Source organism: Clostridium sp. ZS2-4 (assembly GCF_026719745.1).
GTDB lineage: Bacteria > Bacillota > Clostridia > Clostridiales > Clostridiaceae > Clostridium_H.
In genome coordinates this window covers 1-20,225 of the sequence record NZ_JAPPRQ010000125.1, presented here as the reverse complement: position 1 = coordinate 20,225, position 20,225 = coordinate 1, and the positions used below count along the sequence as shown (strand labels likewise).

23 protein-coding genes and 1 other annotated feature are annotated in these 20,225 nt (G+C 32.1%); of the genes, 17 read left to right on the top strand and 6 right to left on the bottom strand.

Annotated elements, in window-relative coordinates; genetic code table 11:
* Positions 1–28 precede the first annotated feature (28 nt).
* The 17 genes from OIO11_RS13785 to ilvN all read left to right on the top strand — a co-directional run bounded on the left by OIO11_RS13785 (position 29) and on the right by ilvN (position 14,424).
* Positions 29–472, top strand: coding sequence for a cytochrome b5 domain-containing protein (locus OIO11_RS13785; protein WP_268072022.1), 444 nt, complete (start codon positions 29–31; stop codon positions 470–472).
* A gap of 13 nt (positions 473–485) precedes the next feature.
* The gene (locus OIO11_RS13780) at positions 486–1,358 is read left to right on the top strand and encodes a hydrogenase small subunit (protein ID WP_268072021.1); all 873 of its coding nucleotides are present in this window, start codon (positions 486–488) and stop codon (positions 1,356–1,358) included.
* A gap of 15 nt (positions 1,359–1,373) precedes the next feature.
* A complete protein-coding gene (locus OIO11_RS13775; RefSeq protein WP_268072020.1) occupies positions 1,374–2,780 on the top strand; it encodes a nickel-dependent hydrogenase large subunit in 1,407 nt (468 codons plus the stop codon).
* Between the two features lie 36 nt (positions 2,781–2,816).
* Positions 2,817–3,269, top strand: coding sequence for a hydrogenase maturation protease (locus tag OIO11_RS13770; RefSeq protein WP_268072019.1), 453 nt, complete (start codon positions 2,817–2,819; stop codon positions 3,267–3,269).
* Between the two features lies 1 nt (position 3,270).
* Positions 3,271–3,525 carry a hypothetical protein gene (locus OIO11_RS13765; protein ID WP_268072018.1) on the top strand — a complete coding sequence of 85 codons (255 nt, stop codon included), beginning with the start codon at positions 3,271–3,273 and terminating at the stop codon, positions 3,523–3,525.
* Positions 3,526–3,539: 14 nt separating this feature from the next.
* On the top strand, positions 3,540–3,767 hold the full coding sequence (locus tag OIO11_RS13760; protein WP_268072017.1) for a HypC/HybG/HupF family hydrogenase formation chaperone: 228 nt from the start codon (positions 3,540–3,542) through the stop codon (positions 3,765–3,767).
* Positions 3,764–4,867 carry a hydrogenase formation protein HypD gene (gene hypD / locus OIO11_RS13755; protein WP_268072016.1) on the top strand — a complete coding sequence of 368 codons (1,104 nt, stop codon included), beginning with the start codon at positions 3,764–3,766 and terminating at the stop codon, positions 4,865–4,867. Before OIO11_RS13760 ends, hypD begins: the two co-directional genes overlap by 4 nt.
* A gap of 29 nt (positions 4,868–4,896) precedes the next feature.
* Complete coding sequence (gene hypE, locus OIO11_RS13750; protein ID WP_268072015.1) at positions 4,897–5,895, top strand: hydrogenase expression/formation protein HypE; 999 nt, start codon at positions 4,897–4,899, stop codon at positions 5,893–5,895.
* Between the two features lie 131 nt (positions 5,896–6,026).
* Positions 6,027–6,599 carry a hypothetical protein gene (locus OIO11_RS13745; RefSeq protein WP_268072014.1) on the top strand — a complete coding sequence of 191 codons (573 nt, stop codon included), beginning with the start codon at positions 6,027–6,029 and terminating at the stop codon, positions 6,597–6,599.
* A 184-nt stretch (positions 6,600–6,783) separates the two neighbouring features.
* Positions 6,784–6,990: a cold-shock protein gene (locus OIO11_RS13740; protein ID WP_268072013.1), complete on the top strand. Its 207-nt coding sequence runs from the start codon at positions 6,784–6,786 to the stop codon at positions 6,988–6,990.
* Positions 6,991–7,327: 337 nt separating this feature from the next.
* On the top strand, positions 7,328–7,549 hold the full coding sequence (locus tag OIO11_RS13735) for a helix-turn-helix domain-containing protein (protein WP_268072012.1): 222 nt from the start codon (positions 7,328–7,330) through the stop codon (positions 7,547–7,549).
* Positions 7,550–7,682: 133 nt separating this feature from the next.
* Positions 7,683–7,881 (top strand) — a binding site (T-box leader).
* 49 nt (positions 7,882–7,930) lie between these two features.
* Positions 7,931–9,442, top strand: a complete 1,512-nt coding sequence (locus tag OIO11_RS13730) for a 2-isopropylmalate synthase (RefSeq protein WP_268072011.1) — start codon at positions 7,931–7,933, stop codon at positions 9,440–9,442.
* Between the two features lie 20 nt (positions 9,443–9,462).
* Positions 9,463–10,728, top strand: a complete 1,266-nt coding sequence (leuC, locus tag OIO11_RS13725; protein WP_268072010.1) for a 3-isopropylmalate dehydratase large subunit — start codon at positions 9,463–9,465, stop codon at positions 10,726–10,728.
* Position 10,729: 1 nt separating this feature from the next.
* Positions 10,730–11,224, top strand: coding sequence for a 3-isopropylmalate dehydratase small subunit (leuD, locus tag OIO11_RS13720; protein WP_442781305.1), 495 nt, complete (start codon positions 10,730–10,732; stop codon positions 11,222–11,224).
* Complete coding sequence (gene leuB, locus OIO11_RS13715; protein ID WP_268072009.1) at positions 11,221–12,285, top strand: 3-isopropylmalate dehydrogenase; 1,065 nt, start codon at positions 11,221–11,223, stop codon at positions 12,283–12,285. The genes leuD and leuB overlap by 4 nt, the downstream gene beginning before the upstream one ends.
* Positions 12,286–12,300: 15 nt before the next feature.
* Positions 12,301–13,911 carry a biosynthetic-type acetolactate synthase large subunit gene (ilvB, locus tag OIO11_RS13710; protein WP_268072008.1) on the top strand — a complete coding sequence of 537 codons (1,611 nt, stop codon included), beginning with the start codon at positions 12,301–12,303 and terminating at the stop codon, positions 13,909–13,911.
* A 15-nt stretch (positions 13,912–13,926) separates the two neighbouring features.
* Entirely contained in the window at positions 13,927–14,424 is a 498-nt protein-coding gene (ilvN, locus tag OIO11_RS13705; protein WP_268072036.1) for an acetolactate synthase small subunit, read from the top strand.
* A 56-nt stretch (positions 14,425–14,480) separates the two neighbouring features.
* On the opposite strand, the gene OIO11_RS13700 is transcribed toward ilvN, so the two are convergent.
* From OIO11_RS13700 to OIO11_RS13675, 6 genes are all read right to left on the bottom strand, one after another.
* Complete coding sequence (locus OIO11_RS13700; protein WP_268072007.1) at positions 14,481–14,900, bottom strand: acyl-CoA thioesterase; 420 nt, start codon at positions 14,898–14,900, stop codon at positions 14,481–14,483.
* Between the two features lie 65 nt (positions 14,901–14,965).
* Positions 14,966–15,439 (bottom strand): DMT family transporter, encoded by a 474-nt coding sequence (locus tag OIO11_RS13695; RefSeq protein WP_268072006.1) that lies wholly within the window; start codon positions 15,437–15,439, stop codon positions 14,966–14,968.
* Complete coding sequence (locus tag OIO11_RS13690; RefSeq protein WP_268072005.1) at positions 15,390–15,725, bottom strand: DMT family transporter; 336 nt, start codon at positions 15,723–15,725, stop codon at positions 15,390–15,392. Before OIO11_RS13690 ends, OIO11_RS13695 begins: the two co-directional genes overlap by 50 nt.
* 66 nt (positions 15,726–15,791) lie before the next feature.
* Positions 15,792–17,780, bottom strand: coding sequence for a methyl-accepting chemotaxis protein (locus OIO11_RS13685; RefSeq protein ID WP_268072004.1), 1,989 nt, complete (start codon positions 17,778–17,780; stop codon positions 15,792–15,794).
* Positions 17,781–18,001: 221 nt separating this feature from the next.
* Positions 18,002–19,363, bottom strand: a complete 1,362-nt coding sequence (locus tag OIO11_RS13680) for a Na+/H+ antiporter NhaC family protein (protein ID WP_268072003.1) — start codon at positions 19,361–19,363, stop codon at positions 18,002–18,004.
* 245 nt (positions 19,364–19,608) lie between these two features.
* The coding region (locus OIO11_RS13675; protein ID WP_268072002.1) for a PLP-dependent transferase at positions 19,609–20,225 on the bottom strand (617 nt) is incomplete at its 5' end.

Below are 20,225 nucleotides of genomic sequence, written 5' to 3'. Positions count from 1 at the left end.
AAAGTAAACTTTTGAAAGGAAGGATTACATGTATATAAGGGATTGTGAGTTGTTAATCAATAAAATGCAAATAAACATTAATGAATTAAAATATATGAGCTCTATGTGTACGACAATGTATGAAAAAATGTTTTATGATAGTTTAATTCAGCAAGAAATACATAAAATGTATACTTTAAAAAAGTATATAGCTAACATGAAAAAAGCAGATAAACTTTTTAGACAAGATGCAGACAGCACACAGCAAACTTTTACTTTACGAGAACTTGCAAAATTTAATGGTAAAAATGGTAATCCAGCATATATTGCGGTGGATGGAATAGTTTACGATGTAACCTTTGAAGCTGTATGGGCAGGTGGAAAACATTTTGGACTTGAGGCAGGGAATGATTTAAGTAATGAATTTAAAAAGTGTCATGAAGATCAGAGTATTTTAATTAAGTTAAAGAAGATAGGAGTACTTCCAAAATAAGGAGGAAAAATCATTGGCAGAAAAGGTATGTCCAGTTTTAGAATCAAAATCTCAAACAGCTAAAAGACTTATAGATACGGCAGTTACTGAAATAAAAAACAAGAATAAGAAAAAAATCAATTTGGTATGGATTGAAGCTGCAGGATGTTCAGGAAATATAATTTCTTTACTTAATGGAAATGCCCCTGATGTAACATATTTTTTAACTAATATGGTGGATTTAAAGTATAACAACAGTATAATGGCAGCTCAGGGAGAGCAAGCACAGGAGCAATTGCAGCAGGCACTTAATACGGAATTTATTCTTATTGTTGATGGAGCAATATCTACAAAAGATAATGGAATTTATAATATTGTTTCTTATTATAATGGTAGACCAATAACAGGTATGGAGGAAGTAAAGAGAGCGGCAGATAAGGCTAAGTATATACTGACTGTTGGTACTTGCGCATCTTTTGGAGGAATTTCAGCGGCAAAGCCTAATCCATCAGAATGTATTAGTGTTAGTGAGTTTTTGCAGAGAGAGGTTATAAAACTGCCAGGATGTCCATGTCACCCAGATTGGATTATGGGAACTATAGCACATTTAATATTGTTTGGAAAGCCAGAACTTGATAAAGAGGAAAGACCAATAATTTTTTATGGAGTAACTATACATGATATTTGTCCAAGAAGAACAGCTTTTGAAAAAAGAATTTTTGCTGAATCAGTAGGTGACCAAGGATGTATGTTTAAGCTTGGCTGTCGAGGGCCAGTTACCAAAACAGATTGTCCAACAAGAAAGTGGAATGATTACGTTAATTGGCCTATAGGTGATAACACACCTTGCATAGGATGTGCACAAAAAGGTTTTCCAGATGCTATGGAGCCATTTATAAACTTATAGGTAGGAGGCGAGGAGTTGGCTGAAAAAGTAGTGATTAATCCTGTTACTAGAATAAGTGGATTTTTACAGATAACTGCTTATATTGAAAAAAACAAAATTATAGATGTAAAAAGTGAAGGAATGCTGTTCAGAGGTTTTGAAAAAATGCTAAAGGGAAGACCACCACTTGATGCGACTTATTTTACAGAAAGAATTTGTGGAATATGTTCAACTGCACATTCTGTGGTTTCAGCAAAAGCCCTTGAAAATGCTTTTAATTTATCGGTTGATAGAAATGAAGAAATGCTGAGAGGTATACTTCACGGCAGCGAATTTTTGCAAAATCATTTAAGACATTTTTACCAATATACACTTCCTGATTTCGTAACAGGTTTTAATGTAAATCCAGTTTATTCAGTAACTCATAATGATTTTAGAATCCCAAAAGAAGAAAGTCAAAAACTTATAGAAGATTATTTTGAATCATTAACTTACAGTAGAAAAGCACATGAGATATTGGCTGTTTTAGGAGGAAAAGCACCTCATAATCACGGCATAATTGCTGGAGGAATTACCGTTAATATTACTGCTCAAAAGATTTTTCAGATAAAGGCACTTGTAACTGAAATTAGGGACTTTATTATAAATAAAATGCTGGAAGATGTTTTTATTGTAGCCAAGTACTATAAGGATTACTTTAAGATAGGTTCAGGACCTAAGAATTTAATGAGTTATGGATTATATGATAACTACGGACCAGAAATTTATTATGTAAGTCCTAAAGCAATTATAAATGGAAAGGAAGAAGATTTAGATACTGCAAAGATAAATGAGAATATTTATTCGGCTTGGTATAGAGCAGATAAGGAAACGTTAAATATTGAAGATAATAACTGGCAGCCAGATGCATTAAAGAAAGAAGGATACAGCTGGATAAAAGCTCCTAGATATAAAGGTTATCCAGTACAGGTAGGGCCACTTGCAAGGATGTATATAAGTGGGGAATACAGACAAGGAATTTCTACTATGAATAGGACAATAGCTAGAGCACTAGAGGCAAAGAAAATATCTGATATTATGTTACAACTATTAGATAAGCTGACAGCTAAAGAAAGTACAGATAAACGCTATGTACTGCCAGATAAAGCTGTAGGTTATGGATTTAATGATACTACAAGAGGAGCCTTAGCTCATTATATAAATATAGAAGGAGGACAGATAAAAAATTATACTATAATAACTCCAAGTACTTGGAATCTTTCTCCTAAGGATTCTAATGGAGTTCGCGGTGCTGTGGAAGAGGCTCTAATAGGAACTCATATTGAAGATGCTAAAAACCCAGTAGAAATAGGAAGAATAGTAAGATCATTTGATCCTTGTGTGTCCTGTGCCACTCATGTTTTAAGCAAAGATTTTTCACCTATAGATATAAGGGTTGTATAGATTATATTACAAATACATGAGGAGTATATATGAATTATGAGTAAGAAACTTATTGCTATAGGAAATAGAATTATGAGTGATGACGGTATTGGAGTATTAATTGCAGAAAAATTGAAGGCTGAGCTAGAAAATACAGGGATTCAGGTGATAATAGGTGAAACAGATGTGGATTACTGTTTAAGCCTTATAGAAGATGGAGACTTGCTATTTATATTGGATGCTACTCTTTATGGAATTAAACCTGGTGCTGTAAGTATAGTAGAGCTTGATAAAACGGGAGATTTTTTTGAAAAAGGATATTCCCAGCATCAACTTAGTCTTATCAAGCTATTAAATAGTTATGCACTTAAAAAAGTTTCGGGTTTTGTAATAGGAATAGAAGTTTCAAACATAGAGTTTGGAATAGAGTTAAGCGAAATTTTAAAAGAAAACTTTGAAAAAATAAAAAATCAGGTTTATAATTTGACAATTTCAAAAGGGGGATTGTAAAATGCATGATTCATTTTTGATGCAAAATATTTCTAAGAATCTTAAGAATATTTGTATGGATGTTGGAATAAAGAAGGTAACTTCATTAGAAATTTCGGTGAATCCTGATAGTCATATAAATAAAGAAAATCTTTTAGAGCACCTTATAGATATGAATAGTGGGCTTGTAGACAAATATACTGAGGTAAAGGTGATATTTGAGGATATGCCCGAGCTTACAGCAGCTATTAGAAAAATAGAAGGGGATAAAAGATAGAGAGGTGTTTATGAATGTGCCTTGCTATTTGCGGTGAAATAAAAAAATTGGATTTACCCTTTGCTATTGTGAATATAAAAGGAGTTGAAACGTGTGTAAATGTTCAGCTTATTGAAAAGCCATTAAGTGGAGATCATGTACTTATTCATGCTGGATTTGCTATTGAAAAAATAGACAAAGAGTACTTTGATTATTTGGATAATGTATTTGAAGAAATCTTAAAAGAAGATGATAAATTATGATAAATGATAATGAACTAAAAAAAATTATACAGAATATAAATAGAATTTCAGAAGAGTTACAGTTGGATAATATAAATATTATGGAAGTATGCGGAACACATACACATTCAATAGCTAAATATGGAATAAAGAGCTTGGTTTCGAAAAAAATAAACCTTATATCTGGACCTGGATGTCCTGTTTGTGTTACACATCAAAGTTATATAGATGCCGCTTTAGATTTAGCTGAAAGAGGTGTTATAATAGCTACCTTTGGGGATTTGATGAGGGTAAATGGAAAAGAAGAAAATTTGCTTTCAGAAAAATCGAAGGGAAGAGATATAAGAATTATATATTCTGTTTATGATGCTATTGATATAGCCGTGAAAAATAAAGAAAGAAAAGTTGTGTTTTTAGGTGTGGGCTTTGAAACAACCGCACCTATAATAGCTGCTGTAATAAAACAAACTCATGCTATGGGAATAAAAAATTTATGTTTTCTAACATCCACAAAAACTATGCCGCCGATACTTGAAAAAATTTTAAACATGAAGGAAAAACAGATTAATGGAATAATTTGCCCAGGAAATGTAGCGGTGATTAATGGAAGTGAGAGTTTTAGATTTATCTATGAAAAATATCAAGTCCCAGCAGTAGTATGTGGCTTTGAGGCTGAGGATATATTATGGGGGATATACTCTTTAATTAAAGAGATGAAAAGAAAGCAGGAGGGGATAAAACAAAAAGGTTTTGAAAATTTGTATAGAAGATGTGTAAGCAATTCTGGAAATAAGATAGCTAAAGAATTAATAAGAGAAATATTTAAAAAAGATGATGTGCTGTGGAGAGGAATTGGAAATATACGTGATTCGGCTTTGGTTATAAAGGAAAATTATTCACAATTAGATGCAGTTAAGGTATTTAATTTATATAGATATTTTAATAAAAAAGAAGAGTACTTGAAGGAAGATAAGGGATGTAAATGCAGTCAAGTTTTACTAGGAAATATATCGCCAGAAAGATGCAGTCTTTTTAGAAAAGTATGTACTCCTAGAACTCCATGCGGTCCTTGTATGGTATCCAGTGAAGGGGCTTGTGCAGCATATTACAAATACAGTTGAGCACTCAGAGTTAAGGGGGGAGAGGAAAAGTGAATACTAAAAATATAGAACTAATACATGGCGATGGTGGAAAATATACTGGAGAGTTAATAGAAAAAATATTCTATAGAAATTTTCAAAATGATATTTTACTGGAAGATATGGATTCGGCATTGCTTAGTGTAGATAAAGGCAAGATAGCTTTTACGACGGATTCATTTGTAGTAAATCCTATATTCTTTAGGGGAGGAGATATAGGAAAATTAGCAGTTTGTGGCACCGTTAATGATTTAACTGTAAGTGGGGCTTATCCAATATGCTTAAGTGCAGGATTTATTATTGAAGAAGGATTTTCTCTTGAAAAATTAGAAAGAATAGCAGATTCTATGGGAAAAATATGTGAACAAGCTAATGTAAAAATAGTTACTGGTGATACAAAGGTGGTTCCTAAGGGAAAAGTAGATGGAGTCTTTATAAATACCTCTGGTATTGGAATTATAAAAGGATATACATCTAAAGAAATTCAAGCAGGAGATAGCATAATTGTAACAGGAACAATTGGAGAACATGGAACTGCCATTGAGGTAGATAGGTATAATTTGAAGGTGGAAGGAAATATTCAGAGTGATTGTGCTCCACTTAACTATTTATTAGATTGTTTAGAAAAATATAAGGAAAGCATTAAGCTTATGAAAGACCCTACAAGAGGGGGAATAGGAGAAATTTTAAACGAGATATCAAAAAAGAGTAAATTAGGAATACATATTTTTGAAAAAAATATTCCTATAAGAGAAGAAGTTAAGGGTATAAATGAAATGCTTGGTATAAATCCGCTTTATTTGGCTAGTGAAGGAAGGATGATATTGGTTGTAGAAAGCTCTAAGGCAGAGGAAATCAAAGAAGAACTTAAAAAACAATATGGCTGCGTTAATGCAAGTATAATAGGTGATTTTACAGATAGAGCAGAATTTGTATATATTGAAAATGGTTTTGGAGGGAAGAGAATATTGAATAGCTTAGATACTCAGATGCTTCCAAGAATATGTTAATATGTTTGAAATTAATAGATAAAATATACTATACTTACTATGATTGGTTTATAAAGACAATTTAAATTATTATATAAAAATAGAGTTTTACTTCTAATATATTATGAAGAAAAGCCTAAGGAGGAATTTACTTGAGTAATTTTACAGTTATAAATGGAGCACAAGTAGAACCTGAATATTTAAAAGATATTCTTGAACTAGATAAGCAGGTTTATCCTGAAAAATATTGGACAAATATTGATTACATAACTAAATGGTTTTTAAAGAATCCTAATATAATAACTTTATTATATGATGATAAACAATTGGCAGGCTATTTTTGTTATCTTCCAGTGAAAGATGAAAGTTATATGGATATAAGAAAAGGTGAAATTTTTCAAGATTTAACTATACCAGTTGAAAATATAAGAGAGTATAAAGAGGGTAATATATATAATTTATATTTCTTTTCTATAGTTATAGATCCTAAATACCATGGAACAGATGCATTAAAGTATCTACTTAAAGGATTTTATGATACAACAGTAAATTTAAGAAGAAAAGGAATCAAATTTAATAATTTTTTAGCAGATGTAGTTTCTTCAAAAGGAGATAAATTGGCAAATACTTTAGGATTTACTAAAGTACATGATTCTGCTTATGATTCTGTTATTTGCGAAAATACTTATTCAAATTTCATAAGTAAGTATGAAGAAGTATTTTAGAAAGTATATTTTTATAGAAATACTCCAATAATAAAGTGTATTACTAAATGAAGAAATTGCATAATTAAAAGCTAGTGGATAAACAAAAAAATGCAAGGTTTAGTGCAAAGAATGAAATTTATATGTCTTTATGTGGTTTGGGAATTATGTAATTTACTTAAATTAATAATTTGGAGGAGTATATATGGAAACAGGAACAGTAAAATGGTATGACGGAAAGAAAGGGTATGGATTTATTTCTGGCAGAGAAGGAAATGATGTTTTTGTACATCATTCTGCAATAAAGGAACAAGGACCTAGAAAAGATTTACATGAAGGCCAACAAGTTATGTTTGATGTAGTAGAAGGGCAAAGAGGACTACAAGCTGCAAATGTTCAAAAAATGGATTGAAAATTTAAAGGTAGTTATTTGGACTAACTGAGTTTTATGCAAGTTAATGCTCAAGTAGAGTACTTTACAGTACTCCACTTTTGTGGAAAAATAGAGTGGTTGATTGTGAAACAAATATTGCAGTGAAGAAATTATTAAGATGGACAAAAATTAAAACAGTGTAGCTGAAAATAGCAACTTATTTGATATTCCGTTAGGGGATCCTACATATAACAATAAAGAAATATTAACTAGTTGTAAAATCTTATTAAATGCTATTTTTTCTAATGAAAAAGTATTATAATTAAGTTATGAAAAGCTTTATGCAGTTTATAGAGTTTAAAGGGGGGTCTCTAGCATGTTAAATGGTAAGAAGATTAGAGAATTCAGGGTGAGTTTAGGGTATACCGCTCGAGATATTGAAAATCTTACTAAGAATTCTAGATATGAAACTTCTATTTCAAAGTCATATTTAGAGGAGTTAGAGAGAGGAGATAAGAAGAACCCGAGTTTACAAAAAGTTGCGGTACTTGCAAGTGTTTTGAGATGTAAAATAGATGACTTGGTTGTAAGTCCGTAAGTTGAAAATATTGTGAAAATTTTAAAAAATATATTGACATGATGTTCGTTTTATAGTATATTGCTAATTAAAATATTATTTGATTAGCAAGCTTTTTTATAATATAGTTATTACATGATAAAAAAAAATAGAAGTTAAAGCAATGATGGGAAGAAGTAGGTAATAAGGATGTTTTACAGAGAGTGGGGAGTGCTGAGAACCTGCGGATAATCGATTACTGAACTAGTCCTTGAGCAGCAGGCTGAAATGATAGTAGGCTGAGCCGGCAAATGCCGTTATTTAAGTAAGTTAAAAATTTGGATGGTACCGCGTGCAGACCATACGCTCCAAGAGAGTGTATGTGGTCTGCTTTTTTATATTTAATTTTAAGGGGGCATAATAATGACAAAGAGAATTCAAATTTTGGATACTACATTGAGAGATGGAGAGCAAACACCAGGGGTTAGCTTGAACGTAAAGGAAAAACTAGAAATTGCTAAACAACTTGAAATGCTTGGGGTGGACATTATAGAAGGAGGTTTTCCAATAGTGTCTGATGGGGATTTTGAAGCAGTTAAGGCTATAGCAAAAGAAGTGAGAAAACCGATTATAAGTGCATTAGCCAGGGCAAATAAAAAGGATATTGATCGTGCATGGGAAGCGCTTAAATATGCTGAAAGACCAAGAATTCATACTTTTATAGCAACGTCGGATGTTCATATGGAATACAAGCTAAACATGAAACCGGAAGAAGTAATGAAAAGAGCAGTAGAAATGGTTGCATATGCTAAAACGTTATGTGCTGATATAGAGTTTTCACCGGAAGATGGTTCAAGAACTCGTCCTGAGTTTCTTTATAAGGTTCTAGAAGGAGTTATTGATGCAGGAGCTACAGTACTTAATATTCCGGATACTGTAGGGTATGCTACTCCAGCTGAGTTTGGCTTATTTATAAAAGGTATAAAAGAAAATGTGCCTAATATAGATAAAGCAATTATAAGTGTTCACTGTCATAATGATTTGGGGCTTGCAGTTGCCAATGCACTTTCAGCCATTGAAAATGGGGCGGAGCAAATCGAATGTACTATAAATGGTATAGGAGAGAGAGCGGGAAATACAGCTTTAGAAGAAATTACTATGGCATTGAGAACTAGAAAAGATAACTTTGACTGCTATACAAATATAGTTACTGAAAGGATTCATCGAGTCAGCAGTACAGTAAGTCACTTGACAGGTGTAAATATACAACCAAACAAGGCAATTGTAGGAGCTAATGCTTTTGCACATGAATCAGGAATTCATCAACATGGAGTATTGATGAATAGAGAGACTTATGAAATCATGACTCCAGAATCTATTGGATTAACAGAAAATAATATGGTGCTTGGAAAACATTCAGGCAGACATGCTTTCCAAGAGAGATTGGTAGAGCTTGGATACAATTTGGATAAAGACAGAATAGATGAAGCTTTCAGAAGATTTAAAGATTTGGCAGATAAGAAGAAGGAAATTTCAGATAGGGATATTGAAGCATTAGTAAATCAAGATGTAGTTCCAGTTTCAGAAAAATACAATCTTCAAAGTTTCCAAGTAACAACAGGAAATACTATGATTTCAACGGCAACAGTAATGGTTGAAGATAAGGATAAAGTTATTCAGGAAGCAGCTTGTGGTGATGGGCCTATAAATGCAGTATTTAATGCTATTGAAAGAACTATAGGAGTAGATGTAAAGCTGGAAGATTATGCACTTAAAGCTATTACAAGTGGAAAGGATGCCTTAGGAGAGGTAACTGTAAAAATAGATAAGGATGGAAAAAAATTCACTGGTAGAGGAATCAGTATGGATGTTATTGAAGCAAGTGTAAAAGCATACATGAATGCTATAAATAAAATGGAAAGTGAAACAAACTAAAGTATAAGGGGGCTATAAAAATGGCAATGACAATGACTCAAAAGATTTTAGCAGAACATGCTGGAATAGATTATGTAAAACCGGGGCAGCTAATCAGTGCAAAGTTAGATTTGGTTTTAGGAAATGATATAACTACTCCAGTGGCTATTAGAGAATTTCAAAAAATGGGAGTAGACAAAGTTTTTGATGAAAATAAGGTAGCTATTGTGCCAGATCATTTTACTCCAAATAAGGATATTAAATCAGCAGAACAGTGCAAATGCTGCAGAGAGTTTGCACATGATAAGAATATCGTAAACTATTTTGAAGTAGGAAGAATGGGGATTGAGCATGCTTTGATTCCTGAACAGGGACTTGTAGTTGCGGGTGATGTGGTAATTGGAGCAGATTCACACACATGCACTTATGGTGCACTAGGAGCTTTTTCAACAGGAATAGGAAGTACAGATATGGGAGCAGGAATGGCTACAGGAGAATGCTGGTTCAAGATTCCAGAAGCAATTAAGTTTGAAATAAAAGGAGAACTTCAGCCTTGGGTTAGTGGTAAGGATGTAATTCTTCACATCATTGGAATGATTGGAGTAGAAGGAGCAAGATATAAATCCATGGAGTTTAGTGGAGATGGTCTGAAAAATTTAGGTATGGATGACCGTTTTACAATAGCAAATATGGCTATAGAAGCTGGAGCTAAAAATGGAATTTTTGAAGTTGACGAAAAGACAATAGAATATATCAAGGAACATTCAACTAAGGAATATAAAATATTCAAGGCAGATGAAGATGCGGAATATTCTCAAGTTATAGAAATAGATTTATCTAATATAAGACCGACAGTTGCTTTTCCACATTTACCTGAAAATACGAGAACTGTTGATAATATTGATAATATTCCTATTCATCAGGTAGTAATAGGTTCTTGTACTAATGGTAGAATAGAAGACTTAAGAGTTGCTGCTAAGGTTTTTGAAGGAAAAGAAGTGCATCCTTCTGTGAGAGCAATTGTTATTCCTGCAACTCAAAAAATTTATCTTCAAGCTATGAAAGAAGGACTATTGGAGACATTTATAAATGCAGGAGCAGTAGTAAGCACACCTACTTGCGGACCTTGTCTTGGAGGACATATGGGAATATTAGCAAAAGGTGAAAGAGCTGTTGCCACTACAAATAGAAATTTTGTAGGAAGAATGGGGCATGTAGAAAGTGAAGTTTATTTAGCAAGTCCTGCTGTAGCAGCAGCATCTGCTATACTTGGGAAAATTGCATCACCAGAGGAGGTAGTAAAGTAATATGATGAATGGAAAAGTAATAAAATACGGAGATAATATAGATACGGATGTTATAATTCCAGCTAGATATTTGAATACAAGTGATCCAAAGGAGCTTGCGGCTTACTGCATGGAGGATTTAGATAAAGATTTTGTAAATAAGGTATCAGAGGGAGATGTAATGGTAGCGGGAAAGAATTTTGGATGCGGATCGTCAAGAGAACATGCTCCTATAGCTATAAAAGCATCTGGAATCAGCTGTGTAATTGCAGAAACTTTCGCAAGAATATTCTATAGAAATTCTATTAATATAGGTCTTCCAATAATTGAATGCGAAGAGGCTGCAAGAGAAATAAAAGATGGAGATAAAATAGAAATAGATATAAACAATGGAATAATAGTTAATAAAACTACAAATAAAACTTATAAGGCACAACCCTTCCCTGAGTTTATGCAGAAAATTATAAACAGTGACGGACTTGTTAATTATATTAAGGAAAGGGTGAATACAAAATGAAGATAGCAGTTATTAAAGGTGATGGAATAGGACCAGAGGTAATAAATCAAGCACTTAAGGTACTTGAAGTTATTTCAAAGAAATATAAGTGTAATTTTGAATATAAGGAAGTACTCATGGGTGGTGCTGCTATTGATGAAACAGGTGTACCTCTTCCAGATGAAACTATAGAAGTTTGTAAAAATAGTGAGGCTGTTCTTTTAGGAGCAGTAGGTGGTCCTAAATGGGATAATGTTCCTAGAAATTTAAGACCAGAAGCAGGACTTTTGCAGATAAGAAAAGAATTGGGTGTTTTCGCTAATCTAAGACCGGCTATTATGTTTCCACAACTTAAAGCTGCTTCACCACTAAAAGAAGAAATTTTAGGGGACAGTTTGGATATGATGATAGTTAGAGAACTTACAGGTGGAATTTATTTTGGAGAAAAGAATAGAATAGATATAGTAGATGGTGAAAAAGCGTGGGATACTATGAGTTATTCTACTCCTGAAATATCTAGAATAGCTAAAGTTGCATTTGAAATTGCAGAAAAGAGAAATAAAAAGATTACACTTGTGGACAAAGCAAATGTACTTGAAAATTCAAGATTGTGGAGAGAAGTAGTTTCAGAAATTGCGAAGGAATATACACATATAAATCTAGATTATATGTATGTAGATAATGCAGCAATGCAGCTTATAAGAAATCCAAAACAGTTTGATGTTATACTTACAGGAAATATGTTTGGAGATATTTTAAGTGATGAAGCGTCTATGCTTACAGGTTCACTTGGAATGCTTCCATCTGCCAGTGTTGGTGCTAATAAGATAGGTCTTTATGAACCTATTCATGGTTCAGCACCAGATATAGCAGGGCAGAATAAAGCAAATCCTATTGCAACAATTATGAGTGTAGCTATGATGCTTAGATATAGTTTAGATATGGAAGAAGCAGCAATGAATATTGAAAAGGCTATTTCTAAAGTATTGGAATCAGGATACAGAACGGTAGACATTATGGAAAAAGGTATGATTCAGGTAGGAACGGAAGAAATGGGAGATATAATATCACAAAATATTTAGATGAGGAGGGATATAATGAAGGCTTCTCAAGCTGTTGTTGAATGTTTAAAGCAGGAAAATGTAGATATAATTTTTGGATATCCTGGAGCTACTATAATTGAAATTTATGAAGAACTTAGAAAAACGGAAATCAAGCATATATTAACCAGACATGAACAGGCAGCAGGACATTGTGCCAGCGGATTTGCCAGAGCAACAGGAAAAGTTGGAGTTTGTATTGTAACTTCTGGTCCTGGGGCAACTAATGTTATAACTTCAATTGCTACTGCATACATGGATTCTATTCCTCTTGTAATCATAACAGGACAGGTTAAAAGTCACTTAATAGGGAAAGATGTTTTTCAGGAAGCGGATATTGTTGGGGCTACAGAGTCATTTACAAAGCATAATTATTTAGTGAAGGATGCAAAGGATATTCCTAGAATTTTTAAAGAGGCTTTCTATATAGCACGTACAGGACGTCCAGGGCCAGTATTGATTGATATTCCAGCAGATCTTCAGGAACATGACATAAAATTTGAATACCCAAAAGAAATAAATATTAGGGGCTATAAACCAACTGTTGAGGGTCATAAGAGACAAATAAAAAGAGTGGTAGATAGAATAAAAAAGAGTAAAAGACCTCTTGTTTGTATTGGAGGAGGTATTTCATTATCTAATGCACAAAAACAGTTAGAAGAATTTACTGAAAAATCTGGAATACCAGTTGTTCATACTCTTATGGGGAAGGATGGTATTTCGTCAGAAAATCCATACTATGTAGGATTAATTGGATCTCATGGGGTTAAACATGCTAATGTAGCTGTAAAAGAATCTGATCTTTTGATATTTATAGGATGTAGAGTAGCAGATCGTACATGTGCGGGATGTAATTTCTTAGGAAATAATACTGATATTATCCATATCGATATTGATCCAGCTGAGATAGGGAAAAATGTTTTATGCACTATTCCAGTAGTTGGAGATTGTAAAAATATTTTAGAACAACTGATAGTTGAAATAGAACCACTGCATATAGAAGAATGGATAGATGAAATAAAATCTAATAAAACAGACAATGAACTTGTAGAATTAACAGAAGATAGAGTGAATCCTAAATATGCATTAAAGCTATTATCACAGATGGTAGAAGAAGATGCTATTATAACAACAGATGTTGGTCAAAATCAAATTTGGACAGCACGAAATTTTAATATTAGAAAAAATATGAAGTTTTTAGCTTCTGGTGGTCTTGGCACTATGGGATATTCCTTACCGGCAGCTATTGGAGCTAAAATAGCTTGTAAAGATAAACGGGTAATAGCAGTTGCTGGTGATGGTGGTTTTCAAATGAGTTTATTTGAACTGGGGACAATTGCTGAATATGGATTAAAGTTAATAATCTTATTGTTTAATAACTCAGGGCTTGGAATGGTTAGAGAAATCCAAAATAATAGATATTCTGAAAACTATGGGGTTGCAATAAACTCAAATCCCGATTTTATAAAATTAATGGAAGCTTATGGATTAAAAGGCAGAAGAGTTACGGATAATAAGCAGCTTGAAGATACATTCTTAGAAGCTATGGCATCAGATAAAACATTTTTAATAGAGTGCTGCGTTGATCCAAGAGAAAGTACATTATAGAAGGGAGAGATAGGTATTTCTAGGCATGTTTTATCAGTATTAGTAGAAAATCACTCTGGAGTATTAAGTAAGATATCAGGACTGTTTACAAGAAGAGGATATAATATAGACAGTTTATCTGTTGGGGTTACTGAAGATGAAGATATATCCAGAATGACAATTGTAATTAAAGAGAATGAGGAAATTTTAGAGCAGATTGTTAAGCAATTAAATAAGCTTATTGATGTAATAAAAGTAGTAGAATTAAACCCAGAAAAATCTGTATTTAGAGAAATTGCATTAATAAAGATTAATGTAAATCCAAAGGATAAAATGCCTATTATGCAGACCGTTAACATCTTTAGAGCTAATATTATAGATTTAAACAATGAAAGTATGATAGTTGAAATAACAGGAGATGAAGATAAAATAACGGCATTTATTGATTTAATGAGGGCTTATGGTATTAAAGAAATTGTTAGAACAGGGCTTACTGCTCTTTCGAGAGGACCTAATATAATAGGTGAAATTTAAAAAATCCCTTCTATGAGCTTAATACCAAGCAGCATAGAGGGGATTTTAGTTTTAATTTATTTTTCATAAAGTGCACTTAATTTTTCCCATATAGAAGGGTGTTTTTTCTTTATATTTATGATTTTGAAATTATTGTTAACAAAGGCATGAGTAGTTTTTCCTTTGGCTAAAAGCTTGCTGTCACTTTCTCTAATAACATTATAGTTAAAAATTATTTTTACCGCATTCAACTCTTTTATAGAAGTTTCAATTATGAGATTATCATCATATTGTGCACCTACTATGTATTTACAGCTGCTTTCTGCTAATGGAAGCATTACACCTTCTTCTTCTATTTCCTTGTAGCTTATTCCTGATTCTGTAATGAATTCACCTCTGCCTATCTCAAACCAGGCATAATAATTGGAATGATGAACAACCCCCATTTTATCTGTTTCAACATAACGCACTTTAACCTTAGCTTTATTTACAAACATGCTCCTACTATCCTTTCTCTAATAAATTCTTTGTTTTTAGTATAGCATAAAAGTAGTATGTATGATTATTTGGATTTTTGGCATATGTAAACCCCTATAAGTATTAGAATAGCGGCAAATATTTTTACTACCGTTATAATCTCATGAAGTATAATAGATGATAGTATAATAGAGAATAATGGAACCAAATTTATAAAGATAGAGGTTTTGGATGGACCTATTTGTTTTATAGACATTTGCTGAACCAGATATCCTATAACTGATGCAAATATACTCATATATAAAACAGCTATATATGAATAAGTAGGTATACTAGGTATCAAAGTTATAGGCTTTTCGTATATAACAAAAGGAATTAAAAATATAGTGCAAAATAAAAAGCTATAAAAAGTCAATGTCATTGGAGAATATCTTGGCATAACTTTTTTACTGTAGATTCCATAACAAGCCCAGCATAATACAGCTAAAAGCATTAAAATGTCTCCTGTATTAAAGGTGATGTTTGCAAGAGTTGATATAGAACCATTTGTAATAGTCAAAAGTACTCCTGTAAAGGAAAGGAGAATACCTATAAGTCTTTTGAAACTTAGCTTGTCCTTCTATACCTGTAAATAAAAATACGGGAATATCTTCTTTTTTTAATTTATATATACGCTTTTCCTTAACTAAAATTACACCATATAATATTATTGATGCTATAGAGAATCTCAAAAATGTAAGTGTAAAAGGTGGTATGAATGGTGCAGAAAGCTTCCCTGCAATAAATGCACCACCCCAAAATAATGCTGATAATGCCATTAAAAAATATATTCTTGTGTTTTTCATAAAAATGATCTCCTTAACTAGTATAAATGCATAGATTTGAGGAAAATCTATGCATTTATTTATTGATTATATATTAAATTCCGATATGATACTTTCTAAATGTGCAGCAAGGGTAGAGAGAGCTTCAGCTAAGTGTACAATGTGCTGGAATCCAGCTGATTGTTCTTGTGAAGAAGCACTAGCTTCTTCTGTTGCAGCTGTTATTTCTTGTGCTAAACTAGATACTTTGGATATATTTTCAATAACATTGGATTTACTTATGTTCATTACAGTTAATGAAGAATTCATATCTTCGATATTACGTGTAAGAATTTTTAAATCTTCTATAATATACATAAATCCGTTACTTGTATTATCTAAGCTGTTTCCTGTCAAATCATTGAAACTTTTAGTTTCTTTAATGCCTTCATGAACTTTATTTATATTTTGCTGCATTATTATTAATACATTATTTATTTCTTCAGCAGACTTAGCTGATTCTTCAGCGAGCTTTCTAACTTCGTCTGCTACAACTGCAAAACCACGGCCGGATTCTCCAGCACGAGCTGCTTCTATGCTTGCATTCAAAGCCAAAAGATTAGTTTGTTCAGTTATCTCTCTTAATGTATCGGTAATTTTAACTATTTCATTGGAGCTTTCTGCAAGGGTATTAATTTCTTGTAGAAGTTTATCGTTAGCTTCTGAATTTTTTTGGTAATTTTCTTTTAAAGTATTTATAGCTATAATTCCTTCATCTGTTGCATACTTAACTTTATCAGAGGATTCTTTGATTTTTTTACCGTTTATAATAGATTCATTTACTTCTTCTCCTAAATTATTAGCTATATCTTCTGTTTTTTCCAAGTTAGAGGATTGTTCTATAGCACTTTCTGATATTTCCTGTACTGCTTTAGCTATTTCTTCAGCAGCGGAGTTAGATTGCTCTGTTACAGCTAACATATTTTCAGAAGAATCCTTGAGCTGATAAGATGAATCTTTGATGTTTTTCAATACTAAATTTATGTCCTCTATCATTTTATTTAGTGAAGTTCCAATTGTTTTTATTTCTTCAGCTTCATTTTTATTAGTTTTAATTTTTTCGGAAAAATCTCCATTACCTAGATTCCTTATAGTTTTAACAATATTTTTTATAGAGTTTGAAAGCTTTATTCCAAATATGTTTCCGATTATAATAGCAATGGATAAGAAAATTAAAATTATAATTAGTATAGTATTTCTTAGTTTTTCAGTTTTCTCATTAAATTCACTATCAGGGATAAAAGCTGCTATAGTGTAATTTGTTTCTTGGTTTTTTAAAGCATACGTATGAAATTTTTCACCTTTTATTAATATATTAGTATTGTTAGCTTTTATTACTTTGGTAATCCAGTTTTCATCTTTTAATGTTTTACCAATTAAATCTTTGTTATTAGATGCTATTATATTACCAGATGCATCTATTATAGTTGCAAATCCGTTTTTACCAATTTTTATTTGTGAAATCTTATCGGATAAATCACTTAGAGTAATATCTATACCTGCTACCCCAGTAAGTTGTCCAGAATTGTCTTTTACAGTTTTAGCAAGAGTAACAACATACCTGCCTTTTTTATTTACATCTTCATATGGTTGAGTAATAATAACTTTGCCATCATTAGCAATAGCTTGTTTGTACCAGGTTCTTGTTCGTGGATCATAGCCTTCAGGAAGTTTATCTACTGTGGCATGGTGCTTACCAGTAACCTGACCAAAGTATGCTGTTATTATATCTTTATGAAATTTTTTGCAATCATAAAAGAAAGATATCATAAATTGTTCATATTCTGGATGTGTGGATAATTCCTTTACATCATAGTTATTACCTATCATATCAATAACTTCTTTATTATATTTTATAGTACTGTTCAATATAGAGGATACTTTTGAAGTTTCACTAGTCATTATACTATTGAAATTTGTTATTAAATTTTCTTTAATGATATAGTAGCTAAATATAGAAATAATGATAGTGGGTATAATTACTGCCATCGCTAGAAGCAGAGTTATTTTAGATCTATAAGTCTTTTTCAGTTTCATTAACTTGTCTCCTTTTATAATATATTATAAGTGTCTATTATGGAATATATTAACAAGAAATTGAATTAAATACAAGTAAAAAATAACCATAAATAAATTTCAAGAGCAAATCAAATATGGTTTATTCGACTTGCTCCTCAATTGAAATATATATTTTATTATGGAATGTTGTGAATTAAATTTCTTTAAGAAGTGGTAATTTTACTATTTTAATTTCATTATTAAGATGTAGCTTCTTCTTTGTGCCATTTCCATGGATTTTTCTTAATGATTCCGTCAGCAAATGGTACGAATATTGATATTATAGCTGATACTGCAAGAAGTTGTTGATACCATAACAGTGGTATAACTTGTGTTGGAGATACTGCACCTTTAGCAAAGCTTGTCAATATAAGCATTTGGGCTCCGTATGGGATAAGTCCTTGGAATATGCAAGAGAATGTATCTAATAAAGATGCACTTCTACGAGGATCTATTTTATATTTTTCACAGATTCCTTTTGCAATAGGTCCGTTTATGATAATTGCAACTGTGTTATTAGCGACTGCAGCGTCTGTGAAAGAAACTAAAGCGGCAATGCCAATTTCTGCTGATTTTTTTCCTCTTATCATTTTTTGAATACCATTCAATAAGAATTGAATTCCACCAGCCTTAGTAACCATTTCAGCTAGTCCACCAGTAAGCAGTGATAAAAGGAATATGTCTGTCATATTTGTAAATCCCGTAAATATTTGTTGTGCAAAGGTTAAAATACTTAAGTCACCGTATGCAAGACCGATTATACCTGATAGGAATATCCCGCCCGTTAATACAGCAAAAACGTTCATTCCTGCTAAAGCTAAAACTAATACAAATATATATGGTAAAACTTTTATTATGTTAAAATCATAAGTTTGCATTGCAGGTATAGTTGTAGGATGTCCAAAAATTAGAAGCAAGATTATTGTTAATATTGCTGCTGGAGCTGCAATAAATATATTTACTCTGAATTTATCTCTCATTTCACAGCCTTGAGTTCTAGTTGCAGCAATTGTTGTATCAGATATTACAGATAGATTGTCACCAAACATTGATCCACCACATACAGCGGCTAAAGTAAGAGGTAAAGGAAGACCTGCTTTTGTAGCAACTCCTACAGCTATAGGACCTAAAGCGGCTATTGCTCCAACAGAGGTTCCAGTTGCGATAGATATAAATCCTGCGATAACGAATAAACCTGCCATTACATATTGAGCTGGTATATATGTTAAACCTAGATTTACTGTGGAGTCTACTCCACCCATTGCTTTAGATACAGCAGCAAAGGCTCCAGCTAATAAATAAATTGTACACATGATGATGATATCTGGGTTTCCACAACCTTTTACAAAAGATTCAAACTTTTCGTTTATTGTTCCTTTTAATAGAAGAAATGCAGTAATAATACCACAAAATACAGCTACTGGTGCAGGAAATTGATAGAATGCCATTTCAACACCTTTCGCTTGCAATACGAGTCCAACTCCTAGGTAAACACCTATAAATACTATGAAGGGGATAAGGGCAATTCCACTAGATTTTACTTTGTTTTGGTTATCACTCATTATAATTCCTCCTTTAGATTAATATTATTATATTAATATTTATTATGACAAAATTGTAAAAATATGAAAAGGGTTACACGATGATTTAAAGTATATCATCTATTTATAATTGATTCAATGTATATAATTCATATTTATTCATTTAAGTGGGTATTAAGGGGATACATTCATGAGAAGTAAGAATATATCCCAATACTTAACAAATAATGAGTTTATTATGGCATTATATTAAATAAATATCAAACTTATTTAACTATTAAATCCAAAGAGTGTTTTAAGTCAGCAATTATATCTTCAGCAGTTTCAAGACCAACTGATAATCTAACTAATCCATCACTTATTCCAGCAGCCTTTCTTTCTTCGGCAGTATATGGAGAGTGAGTCATTGAAGCAGGGTGTTGAATTAATGTTTCGCCATCACCTAAACTTACTGCAAGGCTAGCTAAGTGGACATTATTCATAACAGTTCTTCCTTCTTCAATTCCACCTTTAAGTTCAAAAGCAATCATAGCACCAGGTAATCTCATTTGTTTTTTAGCTAATCCATAGTATTCGAAGCTTTCAAGTCCTGGATAATAAACTTTTTCAATTGCTGGATGAGCTTCTAAAAATTCAGCAACTTTCATTGCGTTAGAACAGTGTTTCTCCATTCTGATTTCTAGAGTTTTCATTCCTCTTAGTATCAAGTAAGCATCATCAGCACTTAATACAGCTCCAGTCATATCTTTAATACCGAATAATTTAACTTGTGTAATGAAATCAGCTTTACCAGCTGCAAATCCTGCAACAACATCTCCGTGTCCATTCAAGTATTTAGTTGCAGAGTGAAGAACAACATCAGCACCTAATTCTAATGGCTTTT